At 63.1% G+C, this 15,048-nt stretch carries 17 protein-coding genes; 13 read left to right on the top strand and 4 right to left on the bottom strand.

Annotation, left to right across the window (positions count from 1 at the left end):
- Positions 1-68 precede the first annotated feature (68 nt).
- Together greA and AC0L2Y_RS20825 are read right to left on the bottom strand one after the other, a co-directional pair.
- Complete coding sequence (gene greA / locus AC0L2Y_RS20830; RefSeq protein WP_023719113.1) at positions 69-542, bottom strand: transcription elongation factor GreA; 474 nt, start codon at positions 540-542, stop codon at positions 69-71.
- Between the two features lie 318 nt (positions 543-860).
- Entirely contained in the window at positions 861-1,421 is a 561-nt protein-coding gene (locus tag AC0L2Y_RS20825) for a tetratricopeptide repeat protein (protein WP_352489073.1), read from the bottom strand.
- 238 nt (positions 1,422-1,659) lie between these two features.
- On the opposite strand from AC0L2Y_RS20825, the gene AC0L2Y_RS20820 reads away from it, so the two are divergent.
- The 4 genes from AC0L2Y_RS20820 to AC0L2Y_RS20805 all read left to right on the top strand — a co-directional run bounded on the left by AC0L2Y_RS20820 (position 1,660) and on the right by AC0L2Y_RS20805 (position 4,908).
- The gene (locus tag AC0L2Y_RS20820; RefSeq protein ID WP_352489072.1) at positions 1,660-2,085 is read left to right on the top strand and encodes a DUF3775 domain-containing protein; all 426 of its coding nucleotides are present in this window, start codon (positions 1,660-1,662) and stop codon (positions 2,083-2,085) included.
- A gap of 76 nt (positions 2,086-2,161) precedes the next feature.
- Positions 2,162-3,148 (top strand): extensin-like domain-containing protein, encoded by a 987-nt coding sequence (locus tag AC0L2Y_RS20815; protein WP_473559098.1) that lies wholly within the window; start codon positions 2,162-2,164, stop codon positions 3,146-3,148.
- 116 nt (positions 3,149-3,264) lie between these two features.
- On the top strand, positions 3,265-4,134 hold the full coding sequence (locus tag AC0L2Y_RS20810; RefSeq protein WP_473559096.1) for an extensin-like domain-containing protein: 870 nt from the start codon (positions 3,265-3,267) through the stop codon (positions 4,132-4,134).
- A 66-nt stretch (positions 4,135-4,200) separates the two neighbouring features.
- Entirely contained in the window at positions 4,201-4,908 is a 708-nt protein-coding gene (locus AC0L2Y_RS20805) for an LssY C-terminal domain-containing protein (protein WP_352489069.1), read from the top strand.
- A 48-nt stretch (positions 4,909-4,956) separates the two neighbouring features.
- On the opposite strand, the gene AC0L2Y_RS20800 is transcribed toward AC0L2Y_RS20805, so the two are convergent.
- A complete protein-coding gene (locus tag AC0L2Y_RS20800) occupies positions 4,957-5,976 on the bottom strand; it encodes a zinc-dependent alcohol dehydrogenase family protein (protein ID WP_473559094.1) in 1,020 nt (339 codons plus the stop codon).
- Between the two features lie 127 nt (positions 5,977-6,103).
- Between AC0L2Y_RS20800 and AC0L2Y_RS20795 the strand changes: the two genes are divergently transcribed.
- The 4 genes from AC0L2Y_RS20795 to AC0L2Y_RS20780 all read left to right on the top strand — a co-directional run bounded on the left by AC0L2Y_RS20795 (position 6,104) and on the right by AC0L2Y_RS20780 (position 9,718).
- The gene (locus tag AC0L2Y_RS20795; RefSeq protein WP_473559093.1) at positions 6,104-7,045 is read left to right on the top strand and encodes a LysR family transcriptional regulator; all 942 of its coding nucleotides are present in this window, start codon (positions 6,104-6,106) and stop codon (positions 7,043-7,045) included.
- A 58-nt stretch (positions 7,046-7,103) separates the two neighbouring features.
- Positions 7,104-8,414, top strand: coding sequence for a hemolysin family protein (locus AC0L2Y_RS20790; RefSeq protein ID WP_352489066.1), 1,311 nt, complete (start codon positions 7,104-7,106; stop codon positions 8,412-8,414).
- 75 nt (positions 8,415-8,489) lie between these two features.
- The gene (locus tag AC0L2Y_RS20785) at positions 8,490-9,227 is read left to right on the top strand and encodes a class I SAM-dependent DNA methyltransferase (RefSeq protein WP_473559091.1); all 738 of its coding nucleotides are present in this window, start codon (positions 8,490-8,492) and stop codon (positions 9,225-9,227) included.
- Between the two features lie 197 nt (positions 9,228-9,424).
- The gene (locus AC0L2Y_RS20780; protein WP_473559090.1) at positions 9,425-9,718 is read left to right on the top strand and encodes a hypothetical protein; all 294 of its coding nucleotides are present in this window, start codon (positions 9,425-9,427) and stop codon (positions 9,716-9,718) included.
- A gap of 52 nt (positions 9,719-9,770) precedes the next feature.
- On the opposite strand, the gene AC0L2Y_RS20775 is transcribed toward AC0L2Y_RS20780, so the two are convergent.
- Positions 9,771-10,061 (bottom strand): hypothetical protein, encoded by a 291-nt coding sequence (locus AC0L2Y_RS20775; RefSeq protein WP_292658141.1) that lies wholly within the window; start codon positions 10,059-10,061, stop codon positions 9,771-9,773.
- Positions 10,062-10,382: 321 nt separating this feature from the next.
- Here AC0L2Y_RS20775 and AC0L2Y_RS20770 point away from each other — a divergent pair, with 321 nt between their 5' ends.
- The 5 genes from AC0L2Y_RS20770 to AC0L2Y_RS20750 all read left to right on the top strand — a co-directional run bounded on the left by AC0L2Y_RS20770 (position 10,383) and on the right by AC0L2Y_RS20750 (position 14,875).
- Positions 10,383-12,380 (top strand): ABC transporter ATP-binding protein/permease, encoded by a 1,998-nt coding sequence (locus AC0L2Y_RS20770; protein WP_473559089.1) that lies wholly within the window; start codon positions 10,383-10,385, stop codon positions 12,378-12,380.
- Between the two features lie 259 nt (positions 12,381-12,639).
- Positions 12,640-13,113, top strand: coding sequence for a VOC family protein (locus tag AC0L2Y_RS20765; protein ID WP_473559141.1), 474 nt, complete (start codon positions 12,640-12,642; stop codon positions 13,111-13,113).
- 82 nt (positions 13,114-13,195) lie between these two features.
- Positions 13,196-13,975: a class I SAM-dependent methyltransferase gene (locus tag AC0L2Y_RS20760; protein WP_473559139.1), complete on the top strand. Its 780-nt coding sequence runs from the start codon at positions 13,196-13,198 to the stop codon at positions 13,973-13,975.
- Between the two features lie 59 nt (positions 13,976-14,034).
- Positions 14,035-14,205 carry a hypothetical protein gene (locus AC0L2Y_RS20755; RefSeq protein WP_473559087.1) on the top strand — a complete coding sequence of 57 codons (171 nt, stop codon included), beginning with the start codon at positions 14,035-14,037 and terminating at the stop codon, positions 14,203-14,205.
- Between the two features lie 235 nt (positions 14,206-14,440).
- Positions 14,441-14,875: an FKBP-type peptidyl-prolyl cis-trans isomerase gene (locus AC0L2Y_RS20750; protein WP_352469784.1), complete on the top strand. Its 435-nt coding sequence runs from the start codon at positions 14,441-14,443 to the stop codon at positions 14,873-14,875.
- Positions 14,876-15,048 lie beyond the last annotated feature (173 nt).

Here is a 15,048-nt window from a genome sequence, read left to right as displayed (position 1 = left end):
AAGTGCCCGGCAGGGCGATGAGGGGCGGCGCTACCTGATGAGGCTAAAGGCACCCACGCCCTTAACCCTTAAATAAACTGCACCTGGACGATCTCATAACCCCTGGCGCCGCCCGGTGCGTTGACCTCGATGGCGTCGCCGACTTCCTTGCCGATCAGGGCGCGCGCGATCGGCGAGGAGATCGAGATGCGGCCGGACTTCACGTCGGCCTCCTGGTCGCCGACGATCTGGTAGGTCTTTTTCTCTTCGGTATCCTCGTCGACCAGCACCACGGTGGCGCCGAACTTGACCTTGTCGCCGCTGAGCTTGGTGACGTCGATCACCTCGGCCCGCGCGATCAGGTCCTCGAGTTCGTTGACCCGGCCCTCATTGAGGCTCTGTGCCTCTTTTGCCGCGTGATATTCGGCATTTTCGGAGAGGTCGCCATGCGAGCGCGCTTCGGAAATCGCCTCGATGATACGCGGCCGCTCCTGTTGCTGGCGCCAGCGCAGTTCTTCCTTCAATGACGCGAACCCCTCGCCTGTCATCGGGACCTTGTTCATAATGCCTGACCTTTCCTGCCGCCGCCCCCGCAATCGGGAGCGACCTTGTCGATGGTACAAAAAGAAAACGGTCCGGCAGCCTCGCTAACGGAACCGTCTCACCACAATCCTGCAAGATATAGCAATCTTCGCGGGTTTTTCACGTCCAAAAAGTCGGATTTTGAAAAATCGTCCACCGATTGCGCGGCTGACCTCACGTCAAGGGGCGCATCACGTGTGCCGTGATGCCAAATTCCGGGTTCGGGGCAGCATCCAGCACAGCAAAAAACCGGCTGCGATCGCTCGCAGCCGGTTATGAGCAGCGTTCCGGAGGTCGGATCAGCTCCTCATGAAATGATCGATCTGCTCCGACAGCATGCCGTATTCGCGAGATCCCTTGCCCGTGCGCTTCTCGATTTCGCGGAGCTGTTCCTGGGCGCCGGCAAGATCGCCGATCTGCAGGTGCGCCTCGCCGAGATATTCGCGTACCAGCGTGTAATTCGGGTCGATGCGCAGAGCTTCCTCATAGTAGCCGAGGCCGACGGTGACACGGCCGGAATGGCGGTGCGAATAGCCGAGATAATTGAGGATGCGCGGGTCCTGCTTGTTGGCGGCGAGGCTGAGCACGGCGATCGCCTCGTCGTAGCGTCCATCCATCGCCAGCGCGCGACCGGCATCATAGATGCTGTCGTCATCCAGCATGCCTTGCTTTGGCGAGACACATTTCTTCTGCTTCTTGTCCCAGGCCTGCCCCTTCTTGCACTGGCTCTGGCCGCCGCCGCCGCCATTGCCGCCGCCGCCACCGCCACCTCCCCCGCCTTCACCAGCCGAAAACGCCGGAGCCGCAATCAGCGGCAGGGCGGCGATGGCCATGGCGTAAATCAGCAATCGTCTGCGCATTGAACTCTCCTTTGAACCTGACAATGCAACACTAACGCCGGGCCGAAGCCGTTTCGTCCCCGGAAAATGCCATCCTATCTCAAAACGGCGATCTCTCCCAGGAAGGCCATCTTATCCCGGCAACGGAGGGCATCGGAAATCATGCTTCACGATTAACGCCGCCGCGCAAGAGAACGTGACGAGCGCTGCAAATCCGCTATCATCGGGACCGACCGAGCACGAAGCAGGGAGACGGCCGGTGCAGCAACGCGTTGAACGAGACTGGGAGCTTTCGATCGGTCCCGACACCGTGCGCCTGTTCATCCTGAAGGCGAAGGCGCTCAGCGCAGCCGTCAACGAAGACTATGCCGACGGCGCCGAGCACGAGGTAGAGCTCGACGGCAACGCGCACGACAACCACCATCATGACGGCCTTGCCGAGGAAAGCTCCGAAGATCTCACCGAAGAAGAACTGCGCGAGCTGATCGACGATCTCAATGTCGACGAAGCGGCCGAACTGATTGCGTTGGCCTGGGTCGGCCGCGGCGACTATGACGCAACGGAATGGATGGACGCGCTGACCGCTGCCCGCGAGCGCGCCAACAAGCGCACGGCAAAATATCTGCTCGGCATGCCGCTGCTGGCGGACTGGCTCGAGGAAGGCCTGGAAGCGATCGGCGCGTGACGACGCGGTTACCGATTGTGATCGGTCGCCCTCCTCGCCCAAGGCAACTTCCCTGCATTCTGGCCGTTGCGACGTAATGGCGGCGTTTGGCTTTTTCAGATTGGGCAGATTGCTGCTGGCCGTTGCGGCTACGCCGCTGACGGGACCCGTTTTAGCCAAGACGCCCGAGCTGCCGCAAACTGCACCGGTTCCGCAGCTCAACCAGCAAGTCACTCCGCCGCCACCAACCGAGATCCCGGTCCCCGAACCGCGCCCGGCGGATGCCCCGGCGGCTGAGCCGCCCCAGGCCACTCAGCCCCAAGGCGGTCACTCCCAGAACGGCCAGCCCCAGAACGGCGAACCTACGACCAGCCAGCCGGAGCCGCCGGCGATTGCACCACAGCCGCCCGAAAAGCCGGCGCGGGCTGAGCCGCCGGCAAGCCCACCGGGCGCGCCACCAAACCCGGCCGAGGCAGACGAGAAGGCGGAGCAAAAAATTCTTCCAGATCCTCGATCGGCCGCCATTGCCGGGAAAGAAATGCCGGCCGAGGAATTGGCCTGCCGCAGGCGGCTGAAGTCGATGGGCGTCGATTTCGAGGAGCGCAAGCCCGAGCATGATACGGCGGTCGGTTGCTCGATCCCCTACCCGATCGTGCTGAAGACGCTCGGCAAATCCATCGCCATCGGCCCGGACCCCGAGCTCAATTGCCAGATGGCGGAAGCGGCCGCCCGCTTTGCTGCGTCCGTCATCCAGCCTGCCGCAAAGGCCGAGTTCGGCACGGATATCAAATCGATCGGCCAGGCCTCCGCCTTCGTCTGCCGGCCGCGCCACGCCGGCGGCAAACTGTCGGAGCACGCCTTCGGCAACGCGCTCGACATCGCCAGCTTCACGCTCTCCGACGGCAAAGAGATCGATGTCGGTCCAGCGCCGCCACAGAAGGATGCGAAATTCCTGGATGCAGTGCGCAAGGCGGCCTGCGGGCCGTTCAAGACCGTGCTTGGCCCCGGCAGCGATGCCGATCATTCGCTGCATCTCCACTTCGATCTCGAACCGCGCCGCAATGGCGGCACGTTTTGCCAATGACGCCGGCCGCCGATGGCGGGCGCCGCAATTTGGCCGCAGGCGTGAACGGCGCCGCTGATTTTTCCTTTACTCTTCAGGTTTAGAGTCTGTGCCATCTGGGGACAGGAACCCTTCCGATGGCCGGGCTACTTCGCGCTGCGCTTGCCGCTGCGCGGCACACAGGACGCGCGCGCATGGCCGGCAGGCTTGCCGCCATGCTTGCCATTGCGGCGGTCTCGGCCTGCAACACCGGCAGCGTGCTGTCGCTGCAGCCGGCCGTCGATGTCGGCAGCCAGACCGCTGCCGTCCCGCCTAATTCCGACCCACAATATTCCGGCCCGCAAGATTCCGGCATGCAAGATTCCGGGCCGCAATATTCGGGTATGCAGCGCCTCGTCCCGTCCAACCCCTATATGACGGCCGCCTATCCGCGCATGGACAATCCGATGTCGCCGGCCGAACAGATGCCGGCCACGGAGATCGATTGCCGCAAGGAACTGAAGCGCCTCGGCGTCGTCTACACCGACGTTGCGCCGATCCATGAAGGCCAGTGCGGCATCGACTATCCGGTCAAGGTCTCGGCCATCGGCAGCGTCGAGATGAAGCCGGCGGCGACGCTGACCTGCGACATGGCCGCCACCTTTGCCGGCTGGACAAGGAACGAACTCGTCCCGTCGGCCCGCTGGCGCTATTTTTCAGGCGTCAAGACCATCCACCAGGGCTCGAGCTATTCCTGCCGCAGGATTGCCGGCGAAGGTGTCTTGTCGGAACACGGCAAGGGCAATGCGCTCGACGTGATGAGCATTGAGCTTAACAATGGCGACGACATCGACGTCCGCAAGCCCGGCCTGTTCGCCTTCCGCACACGCGGCTTCCTCAACAATGTGCGCGCCGACGGCTGCCAGTATTTCACCACCGTGCTCGGCCCCGGCTACAATTACGACCACCGCAACCATTTCCATTTCGACATCAAGAACCGCAAGAACGGCTACCGCGCCTGCCGCTGATTGCGGCCCCTGCCCAAGACCTGCTGCGCCGATTAAGATGGTGCGCAGACGCTTGGGTGGTGCCTCTTGAGCCAACGAAGCCTTCGACGACGTGCAACGACCTGGCTGGTGGCATGCTGTGCCGCTTATCTTTCGCTCGCCTATTTCGCCGCGCCTGAGTTCTGGACGTTGCGGGACCGCAATTTTCGCAATCAGCAATTCGAGATGGTGACGCACACGCCGCAAGGCATTCCGGGCGATCCGATCAATGTCGGCCTGGTCGGCACCAAGAAGGAGCTTGTCCATGCCTTTGCCGTCGCCGGCTGGGATACGGCAGACGCGGTCACACTGAAGACCGCGATCGAGATCGGCGAAAGCGTGCTGTTTAACCGCCCCTATCCCGATGCGCCGGTCAGCCGGCTTTTGTTCGAAGGACGCGCCCAGGACCTAGCCTTCGAAAAACCGGTCGGCGACAGCGCCGACCGGCGCCACCACGTCCGCTTCTGGCAGACCGATTCAACCGGCGACGACGGCCGCCCGCTTTGGCTTGGCTCGGCAAGCTTTGACCGCGGCGTCGGCCTCAGCCATGACACCGGCGCGATCACCCATCACATCGGCCCCGACATCGACGCCGAGCGCGATGCGCTGATGCGCGATCTCTCCGCCGCCGGCATGCTGATCTCGACCAGCGAGATACCAGGCGTCGGCGCCACAAAGACCGGGCGCAACGGCGAAGGCGATGCCTATTTCACCGACGGCAAGGCCATCATCGGCGTCCTGCTGCAACTGCCGTAGGCGCGCAATCGGCCTTCCCGTCTGACAGCCATTTTCGTCCCGACGAGGTCAGGGCACGGTGATCACGATCTTGCCAAACGGTCCCGTCTCCAGACGCTCAAATGCCTGCGGCACCTCGTCGAAGCCAAACACCTTATCGATCACCGGCTTGATCGCGAGCGTCTCGATCGCCTGGTTCATCCGCTCGAAAGCACGGCGGTGGCCGATCGATATGCCTTGTACGACGATCCGGTTGCGCAGGAACGGAATGATCGGGAAACTGAGCTCCATGCTGCCGAGAAGGCCGATGAGCGACAGCCTGCCGTCGGCGCCCAGCGCATTGAGCGAGCGCCGCGCATTGTCGCCGCCGACCATTTCCAGCACATGCCTGACGCCGGCGCCGTTTGTCAGTTCGCGCGCCGCCTCGTCCCATGCCGGCTGGCTGCGATAGTTGATCCCCTTCCAGGCGCCGAGCGCCTTCGCCCGATCGAGCTTCTCGTCGCTGCTCGAGGTGACGATGGCGCGCAGGCCGAAGGCGGCGGCAAACTGCAGCGCAAACAGCGACACGCCGCCGGTGCCCTGGATGAGAACGGTTTCGCCCGGGATCGGCTTGGCCGCCTCGACCAGCGCGAACCACGCCGTCAGCGCCGCGATCGGCAGCGTCGATGCCTCGACGTCGCTGAGCGACGGCGGCGCCGCCACGGCGGCATCCTCGTGAAAAAGCACATGCTCGGACAGCGTCCCGGGCAGTGACGAACCCAACGTATGCTTGTGCAGCACCGGCGGGGCGTCGCCGTCCGGCCAGTCGGCGATCACCTGGCCGAGCACGCGCTGCCCGATGCCGAAGCGGCTGACTTCGCTGCCGGTGGCGACCACTTCGCCTACCGCGTCCGATGTCGGCACGAACGGAAAGCTGAGGTCCGGTATCAGCACGCCATCGACGATCATCCTGTCCTTGTAATTCAGCGATACCGCTGTGACGCGTACCAGAAGATCATGCGGCCCGGGTTGGGGCAGCTTTCCCTCAGCCGGCTTCAAACTGGACAGGCCGAAACCGGTCATCTTCCAGGATCTGTTTTCGGTGCTCATTTGGTTCGCGCTCCGTGGTTGATGGTTGCGCGAGACATTTACGCCGTTTCACTATGGAGAAAAGTGCTTCCATGTGGCATGTTCCGCAACAGATTAAGGAGTAAAATTCTACAATAGGAGCGCTTCATTGGAATCGGCCAATTTGCAAGGCATCGTCGCATTCGTTCACGCGGTGGAGGCCGGCAGCTTCACCGGCGCCGGCGCACGGCTGCATGTCACGAAATCGGCGGTCGGCAAGTCGATCGCACAGCTGGAACAGCGATTGGGCGTCCGCCTGCTCAACCGCACCACCCGCAGCCTGAGCCCGACCAGTGAGGGCCTGAGCTACTACGAAGCCTGCGTCAGGGCACTGGCCGAGATCGAAGCCGCCCAGTCGCTGTTGGCATCGCGCAAGCAGGTGCCTTCCGGGCGGCTGCGCGTCGACCTGCCCTTGGCCTTCGGCCGCCGGTGCGTCGCCCCGCTGTTGTTCGGCATTTCCAAGAAATTCCCGGATCTGACGATGGAAATCTCGTTCAACGACCGGCGCGTCGACCTGATCGAGGAAGGCATCGACCTGGCGGTCCGCATGGGCGACCTCGACGACAGCTTGTCGATCGCCGCGCGCCGCATCTATGCCCAACGTTCGGCCATCGTCGCCGCCCCCGCCTATCTCGACGCCCATGGCAGGCCGCACTCGATCGAGGACCTGGCCAGGCACAGTCTCATCGGCTACGGCCGCGACGGCACGGTCCATCCCTGGACCATCAGGCATGCCGACGGCCGCCTCGAAAAGTTCGCGCCCAAGGCGCGGCTAGTGCTCGGCCACGGCGAACCGATGCTCGATGCTGTACTGGCCGGCTGCGGCATCGTCTATCTGCCGACATGGCTGACGGCCGACAGCATCAGGCGCGGCGAGCTCGAAATGGTTCTGTCGGACTGTCTTGTCGAAAACACGGTGGTGCATGCCATCTGGCCGGTAACACGCAATCTCGCGCCAAAGGTGCGCGTCGTCGTCGACGCCCTGATCGAGCATTTTTCCGCGCCGCCCTGGGATGCGGCATGGGGGCCGCCTGACTGCTCCGCTCGCTAAATTTAAAAAGCGCGACCGTCCTATTTTCGAAAACCGCGCGGCAATGCTATGGACCGGCATGCTTTATGCTGAAATTGCCATCGTGGTCGTCCTCATCTGCGTGAACGGCCTTCTGTCGATGTCCGAGCTCGCCATCGTCTCGTCGCGGCCGGCGCGCCTCAAGGCGATGATCGACCGCAACGTCAAGGGCGCCGGCCGGGCCCTGGCGCTCGGCGCCAATCCGGGAAAGTTCCTGTCCTCGGTGCAGATCGGCATCACCTTGGTCGGCGTCCTGTCAGGCGCCTTTTCCGGCGCCACGCTCGGCGAGCGGCTGGCCACCTTCCTGGCGTCGGCCGGCGTCCGCGAAAGCCTTGCCGACCCGCTCGGTGTCGGCATTGTCGTCGCCATCATCACCTATGGCTCGCTGGTCATCGGCGAACTGGTGCCCAAGCAGATCGCATTGCGCGACCCCGAACGGGTCGCCGTCAGGGTCGCTCCGGCGATGACCATCCTCGCCAGCGTTTCGGCGCCGCTGGTCTTCCTGCTCGATTTTTCCGGCCGCGCCCTGCTGTGGCTGCTTGGCCAGCACGGCCAGAGCGAGGATAAGGTCACCGACGAGGAGATCAAGATGCTGGTCGCCGAAGCCGAGCACCACGGCACCATCGAATCCGACGAACGGCGCATGATCGCCGGCGTCATGCGTCTCGGCGACCGTGCCGTGCGCGCGGTGATGACGCCGCGCACCGAGGTCGACTGGATCAATCTGCAGTCCGACGAGGCGGCCATCAGGAAGCTGCTGATGGACACCCAGCATTCGCGCCTGCCGGCCGGCGACGGCGGCGTCGACGCCATGATCGGCGTCGTCCAGACCCGCGACGTGCTGGCGGCGATGCTCGGCGGTCGCGCTCTCGACCCGCGCCGGCACGTGCGCACGGCCCCAATCGTGCATGACCAGGCCGATGCGCTGGACGTGCTTGCGACGCTGAAGGAATCCGACGTGCCGATGGCGCTGGTTCATGATGAATACGGCCATTTCGAAGGCATCGTCACCCCGGCCGACATTCTGGAAGCGATCACCGGCGTCTTCCGTTCCGATCTCGACGCCGGCGAAGAGGAAAACGCCGTCAAGCGCGAGGACGGCTCATGGCTGCTCGCCGGCTACATGCAGGCCGACGAGATGGCGGAGGTCCTCGGCATCGACCTGCCCGAGAACCGCGACTACGAAACCGTCGCCGGCTATGTGCTGTCGCATTTGCACCATCTGCCGGCGACCGGCGAATGTGTCGACGCGCAAGGCTGGCGCTTCGAGGTGGTCGATCTCGACGGCCGCCGCATCGACAAGCTCATCGCCACCCGCCTGCCCGGCGGCCACCGCGAGGTCGTGCGGTAAGAAGCGGCGCGATTTATGGCTATATGCTCGCGGCGACACCGCTCGCACAGTCAAAGTTGATTGGGAATACCGCCTATGGTCGACCAGCTTTTCGCCGACCCGTATCTCGCTGCCGTCTACGATGCCTGGCACCCGAGATCTGCGCGCGACGACTATGATTTCTACCTACCCCGCATTCTAACAGCAGACGCGGTGCTTGATGTCGGATGTGGAACGGGCACCCTCCTTCACGAGGCACGCCTGGCGGGACATTCAGGGCGGCTCTGCGGCATCGACCCAGCACCCGGCGTGTTGAATCGCGCACGAACGCGCACGGATATCGAATGGGTCCTCGGCGATCTCCAATCGACCGGCTGGACAGCCGAGTTTGATCTCATTGTGATGACTGGGCACGCATTCCAGGCCCTTGTCAGCGACGAAGACCTGGGGGATTTCATGGCGGCTGTCCGACATGCCCTTGTGCCAGGCGGATGCTTCGCTTTCGAAACGCGGAACCCTTCGGTGCGGGCGTGGGAGCACTGGACACCCGAAAATGCGGTCGTCGTTGAGCTGCCTGACGGGTCTCTGGTGCAGATCACAACAGAGGTGATCATGCCGTTCGATGGACAGACGGTGACATTCACCCACAGGTTCGGCGGAAAGCATCCGAGCCTTCCGCAAATTAGTCGCAGCACCTTGCGATTCCTCGACATGGACGCCTTATCGACCCTGCTGGGGAAAGCGGGGCTACGGATCGAACAGCAATTCGGCGGCTTTGACGGCAGCCCACTTGGCCCTTCGAGCCCAGAGATCATCACGTTCGCGACGAGATGAAAAGGAGCATCCGCTCTCCAGCCCGTGCAGGCAACGGCGACTCGCGGACCCATTGCGGACGTGGAGATCGAATCAAGTGCCTGGCCGCGCGGTTATCCGCTTCCGACACCCATTCCGGTCATCCCGCCCGATGCGCGCTAGCGGTCGGCTGCCGGCGCGGTTATTATCGGCGCCCTGTACCGTCGCTATGGTGAAAAATGGATCTGCGAGCCTTCAGGGATTCGATTGTCAAAGCACAGCCGCCAGCCGGCTTGAGCCCTGCCCTGCAGGCGCTGTGGTGGGATGCAAAGGGCGATTGGGCTAAGGCGCACGAGTGCGCGCAGCAGCGCGACGATACGGCGGGCATGCACGTGCATGCCTATCTCCACCGCAAGGAAGGCGACCAGTCGAATGCGGAATACTGGTATCGCCGCAGCAATGCGGCGCCGTCGACCTTAACGCTTGACGAGGAATGGCAAGAGTTGGCGCGCGCACTTTTGCAGCAAAGCTGACGCTTGCTCAGTCACCGTAAAATAGCCGGTCCTGCAACCACTCGCCGGGGTTTCAGCTGGCGCCCTGTGGCTTGTCCCTGCCGTTCCATTCGGCATTGCGCGCCCTCGCCTCTTCGGCGATCAGCTTGAACTCCCGCATTTTCGCAGCCTCGATGGCGAATGCGCTGCTTGGCAGGACGCCGGGGTCCTCCTGACTGTTCTGAAACTGAAAACGGGCCTCCAGTTCGGCCCATATTCGCTCGGGTGCCGTATCCTTGCTGGCAAGCAGCGCAACGACCAGCGCCAGAGTCTCGCGCTGGGCGTTCAGCCGCCCTTCGATCTCTTCATTCGGCAATTCGGACATGCGGGTCGCTTCCAGTTTCTGGCTCAACGGCAAAATCGCACCCTTGTTCCGGAATTCAGCGCTGGCACGGTCGGGCTGGGCAGCAGATGCTCACGATCGCAATCGAGATGATCTCTCCTCCTCGATCCTGTTGACTCGGGCCGATGGCACTTCTCGCGCCGCTAAGCCGACGCTCGGCGGCCTGCCGCCCGCAACGATCAAAGCCTCTCATTCGAAAACTGCTGCAAGCACCGGAACAGCTGAGAAGCCGTGGCGTTGTTGGCATCCGGCATCTCGAGCGGACGCTATGAAACCTTCTGATTTTTAAGCCGTTATCGCCGGATGCCCGAGGCTAAATTAAAGCCGAAATCGGTTGACGGCGCCCAATCGCGCGATGCCGAGAAGTTGCGCCGCGAGAAACAATCGACCGTCGAAGTCGCGTCAGAGGTCGTCGGCGAGCCCGCGCCGCTGCCGGATGTCATCGAACCCGATCCTGAGCTGACGCCGGAAGAGGCCGAGCGGGCGCGCAAGAGATACCTGCTTAAGCGCTTCTGGATCAGCGCGCGCGGTTATTGGGGTAGCAGTGGCGACAGGGTCGCTTGGCCGTTGACGATCGGGCTTTTGGTTCTGATCGTCACCAATGTCGGCTTCCAATATGGGATCAATGTCTGGAATCGCGCAATTTTCGACGCCATCGAGCAACGCGATGCCCATACCGTATATTGGCTGAGCGCCGTGTTCCTGCCACTCGTGTTCGGAAGCGCAAGCCTTGTGGTGGCACAAGTCTTCTTTCGCATGAGGATACAGCGCCGCTGGCGTTCCTGGCTCACCACAGCGGTCATCGCGCGTTGGCTGGCGAGCGGCCGCTACTATCAGCTGAATCTCGTCGGCGGCGACCACAGCAACCCCGAAGCCCGCATCGCCGAGGATTTGCGGATTGCCACCGAATCGCCCGTCGATTTCATCGCCGGTGTCATCGTCGCATTTCTGTCGGCCTCGACCTTCATCGTGGTGCTCTGGACGATCGGCGGCGCCCTGACCCTGCCGATCGCAGGTTCGACCGTCACCATTCCCGGCTTCCTGGTCATCACCGCGGTGCTCTATTCCGCGATCACGTCCACTTCGATGGCGGTCATCGGCCGCCATTTCGTCCGCCTCTCCGAGGGAAAAAATCAGGCTGAAGCCGAGTTCCGCTACACGCTGACGCGCGTGCGGGAAAACGGCGAGAGCATCGCATTGCTCGGCGGCGAGGAGGAAGAGCGTAGCGGCATCGACAAGACGTTCGGCCATGTGCTCAGGCAATGGGCGCTCCTTGCAGGCCAGCACATGCGCACGGCGCTGGTGTCGCAGGGGTCGAGCCTGTTTGCGCCTGTCGTGCCGGTCTTGCTTTGCGCTCCAAAGTTCCTCGAAGGCAGCATGACACTTGGACAGGTCATGCAGGCTGCCTCGGCGTTTGCCATCGTGCAGGGCGCGTTCGGATGGCTGGTCGACAACTATCCCCGTCTCGCCGACTGGAACGCCTCTGCACGGCGCATCGCCTCGCTGATGATGTCGCTCGACGGGCTCGAGCGGGCGGAGCAGAGCAACACGCTGGGACGCATACAGCGCGGCGAAACCGGCGGCGATGCGATGCTCAGCCTGAACAATCTCTCCGTGTCGCTCGACGACGGCACCGCCGTGGTCAAGGAAACCGAGGTCGTGATCGAACCGGGCGAACGGGTGCTCGTCGCCGGCGAATCCGGCTCGGGCAAGAGCACGCTGGTGCGGGCCGTCGCGGGTCTGTGGCCATGGGGTAGCGGCAGCGTCAACATCCGCGCCGACAGACGGTTGTTCATGTTGCCGCAACGGCCTTACATCCCGACCGGGACGCTTCGCCGCGCAGTCGCCTATCCGGGCGCCGCCGACAACTGGACGCTGGATAAGATCAAGGCTGCCCTCGACAAGGTGGGACTCGATTATCTCAACGAGAGGATCGAGGAGGATGCGCCATGGGACCAGACCTTGTCGGGTGGCGAAAAGCAGCGCCTCGCCTTCGCGCGTCTTCTGCTGCACCGCCCCGATATCATCGTGCTGGATGAGGCAACGTCGGCGCTCGATGAGAAGAGCCAGGACAAGATGATGGAGATGATCATTCGCGAATTGCCGAAGGTCACCATCATAAGCGTGGCGCACCGCGCCGAACTGGAGGCCTTCCACAGCCGCAAGATCACATTGGAGCGGCACAAGGGCGGCGCAAAACTTGTCAGCGACATCGAACTCGTCCCGCGCAAGGACAGACGGAACTTGCTTATGCGCCTTCTGAGGCAACGGCGCGCCAACGGAAAGCCAGCGCGACCTTGAGCAAAGCGGCGCTGCCCCACGCAAAAAGTGAGGCCGCCGGTCGGACCAGGCCGACCATCGCCGGTTCGAGTCACTGGCCGCATCTGGTCCTGAAAGCACCAGCCGTGGTAGCTTGATTCCGGGCAGGTGTTGCTTTCGGAACGTCGATGGCACGAGCGCATTTCCATGTTCGTGGTGCAACGCCGCGGCCGGCTGTGAAAACCCGGGTTGATTTCAAAAGCCCAGATTGATTTCGAAAGCAAAGGGACCAGCAATGACAATCGCCAAGAACACGATCTGCCTTTGGTACGACAAGGACGCCGAGGCCGCGGCCCGCTTCTATGCCGAGACTTTTCCCGACAGCTCGGTGAAATCCGTCCACCGCGCTCCCAGCGACTACCCGTCCGGCAAGGCGGGCGACGTGCTGACGGTCGAGTTCACGGTCGCCGGCATCCCCTGCCTCGGCCTCAATGGCGGGCCCGCGTTCAAACACAACGAAGCCTTCTCCTTCCAGATCGCCACCGACGATCAGCAGGAGACCGACCGCTACTGGAACGCCATCGTCGGAAATGGCGGCCAGGAGAGTGCCTGCGGCTGGTGCAAGGACAAGTGGGGCATCTCCTGGCAGATCACGCCGCGCGTGCTGACCGAAGCGATGGCCGCCGGCGGCGATGAAGCAAAGCGCGCATTCGACGCCATGATGGAGATGAAGAAAATAGACGTTGCTGCGATCGAGGTGGCACGGCGCGGTTGACAGTCCTGGGCTGACCCGACGCGAAAAGATCAGAGCGGAGCGGCCGGAAATGCTGCCGGCCCCATCTCCAGGCAGGCGTGCGATGGTGTTGAACTGCGCTGATTTTTACGACGCCGAACTGCGACGGCACAACGAGGTCTTCAGGGCTGCGGTCAAGGCGGGAACGCGCGATCGCGTGCTCGACATCGGATGCGGTTCGGGACAATCCTCTCGCGATGCCGCCCGTGTCGCGGTGGAAGGCAGCGTGCTTGGCGTGGACGTATCGGCGCAGATGCTCGAGATCGCCCGGAGGCGTAGCGCGGAAGAGGGATTGCGAAACGTCGCCTTTGAGCGCGGCGATGCGCAATTGCTGGTGTTTCCGCCGGCGGGCTTCGATCTGTGCATCAGTCGGTTTGGCGTGATGTTCTTTGCCGATCCGGCGGCGGCGTTCGCCAACATCGCCCGGGCGATGCGACCAGGGGCGCGTCTTGTATGGATGGTATGGCAGGGCCAGAACCGCAACGAATGGGCGACTGCCATTCAGCGGGCAATTGCGCCGGGGACCGCCATATCGGCGGGCGCCGCCACCCCGTTTTCGCTTGGCGATCCCGCCATCACCGCGGAGATCTTGCGTGCATCCGGATTTGTGTCGATCGACTTCGCCGAAGTGCATGAGCCGGTCTTCTACGGCAGGGACGTCGATGCGGCCTATGACGCTTTGCTTGGCCTGCAACTGGTCAAGGATCCGCTCGCCCGCGCAGATGTGGATGCCGATGCGGCGCTGCGGCGGTTGCGCGATCTGCTCGACGCGCATTTGACCGCGGACGGTGTGCTTTTCGACTCGCATGCCTTGATCATCACCGCGGTTCGGGCGAGCCGATAATAGCCGCTCGAATGTAGACGATCCTGTTCTCTCGGCCTTCTGCTCAACCCATTTGCGGCGTGATCGTTGGAGAAGCCAAGTCCGGCTTCCTTGCCGACATGGCTGCCCGGTTGCCATCGAGAAAAATTCCGGCCGCTGCCGACGTCGCCGCCGCCTATGTCTATCTCATGGAAAGCGACTTCACGACCGGCGAGACAATCCGCATCGATGGCGGCCATCACCTGATCTAGCCACCATTTGCACGCCGCCTGAATGGGTTGAGCCGGCATGACCGGTAGACCGGCGCACTCCTGCCGAAGGCAGCGAGCGCCGGCGGCATCATGCCGGCGTAGCTCAATCGGGGTTTACATCGGCAGCCAGGTCCCTAGTTTTAGCGTTTCGCCCCGCGCACCCGAGTGCGTGGATGATCGAGGACGGGACCGTGAGCTTTGGCCGGCCCCTCGAAACTTTCAAAGGATGGCTATCATGACACAGGCCAAGAATGGCGACACCGTGCGCATCAATTACAATGGCCGCCTGGCTGACGGCACTCAGTTCGATTCTTCCGGCAACGAACCGCTGCAATTCACGCTGGGTGAAGGACAAGTGATCGCCGGTCTCGAAACCCATGTCGAGGGTATGGAGGTGGGCGCGAAAAGCACCGTCACCATTCCCGCCGACGCCGCCTACGGCCCCCACCGCCCCGAAGCGGTCATGACCGTCGATCGCGCCCGCGTACCAGACAACATCAACGTCGATATCGGCACTCGATTGCAGGTCAGAACCCCAGAAGGGCGCCCGATGCCGGTAACAGTCGTCGGCGTAGACGACACCAGCGTCAAGCTCGACGGCAATCATCCGTTGGCCGGACGGGATCTCGTGTTCGACGTCGAGCTGGTCGAGATCGTTCAGGCGGCATAGCGTACGGCAAAGGCCGTGGTGGCTATGACTTCGGGTGACGCACTTCCGCCGGCGGTTTCGGCGGTGCGTCACCTGTCGGAGGGAAAGACCGCAACGGCGGAAATCGTGTAGCTTGCAGCAACCCATAGAGACATTCGGCATCTGGAATGTCCAATTCAGCGTCGCAGTCTCGA

This window comes from Mesorhizobium sp. WSM4830, from assembly GCF_055811495.1.
The sequence above is the reverse complement of the archived record's forward strand: the minus strand, read 5'-3'. Positions and strand labels throughout refer to the sequence as shown.

Bases quoted from the DNA above. Each gene is read 5' to 3' on its own strand.
- AC0L2Y_RS20800 (WP_473559094.1), bottom strand. From the start codon at position 5,976: ATGAGCACCGAAAACAGATCCTGGAAGATGACCGGTTTCGGCCTGTCC.
- AC0L2Y_RS20775 (WP_292658141.1), bottom strand. From the start codon at position 10,061: ATGTCCGAATTGCCGAATGAAGAGATCGAAGGGCGGCTGAACGCCCAG.
- AC0L2Y_RS20825 (WP_352489073.1), bottom strand. From the start codon at position 1,421: ATGCGCAGACGATTGCTGATTTACGCCATGGCCATCGCCGCCCTGCCG.
- AC0L2Y_RS20790 (WP_352489066.1), top strand. From the start codon at position 7,104: ATGCTTTATGCTGAAATTGCCATCGTGGTCGTCCTCATCTGCGTGAAC.
- AC0L2Y_RS20750 (WP_352469784.1), top strand. From the start codon at position 14,441: ATGACACAGGCCAAGAATGGCGACACCGTGCGCATCAATTACAATGGC.
- AC0L2Y_RS20760 (WP_473559139.1), top strand. From the start codon at position 13,196: ATGGTGTTGAACTGCGCTGATTTTTACGACGCCGAACTGCGACGGCAC.
- AC0L2Y_RS20815 (WP_473559098.1), top strand. From the start codon at position 2,162: ATGGCGGCGTTTGGCTTTTTCAGATTGGGCAGATTGCTGCTGGCCGTT.
- AC0L2Y_RS20785 (WP_473559091.1), top strand. From the start codon at position 8,490: ATGGTCGACCAGCTTTTCGCCGACCCGTATCTCGCTGCCGTCTACGAT.
- AC0L2Y_RS20780 (WP_473559090.1), top strand. From the start codon at position 9,425: ATGGATCTGCGAGCCTTCAGGGATTCGATTGTCAAAGCACAGCCGCCA.
- greA (WP_023719113.1), bottom strand. From the start codon at position 542: ATGAACAAGGTCCCGATGACAGGCGAGGGGTTCGCGTCATTGAAGGAA.
- AC0L2Y_RS20810 (WP_473559096.1), top strand. From the start codon at position 3,265: ATGGCCGGGCTACTTCGCGCTGCGCTTGCCGCTGCGCGGCACACAGGA.
- AC0L2Y_RS20770 (WP_473559089.1), top strand. From the start codon at position 10,383: ATGCCCGAGGCTAAATTAAAGCCGAAATCGGTTGACGGCGCCCAATCG.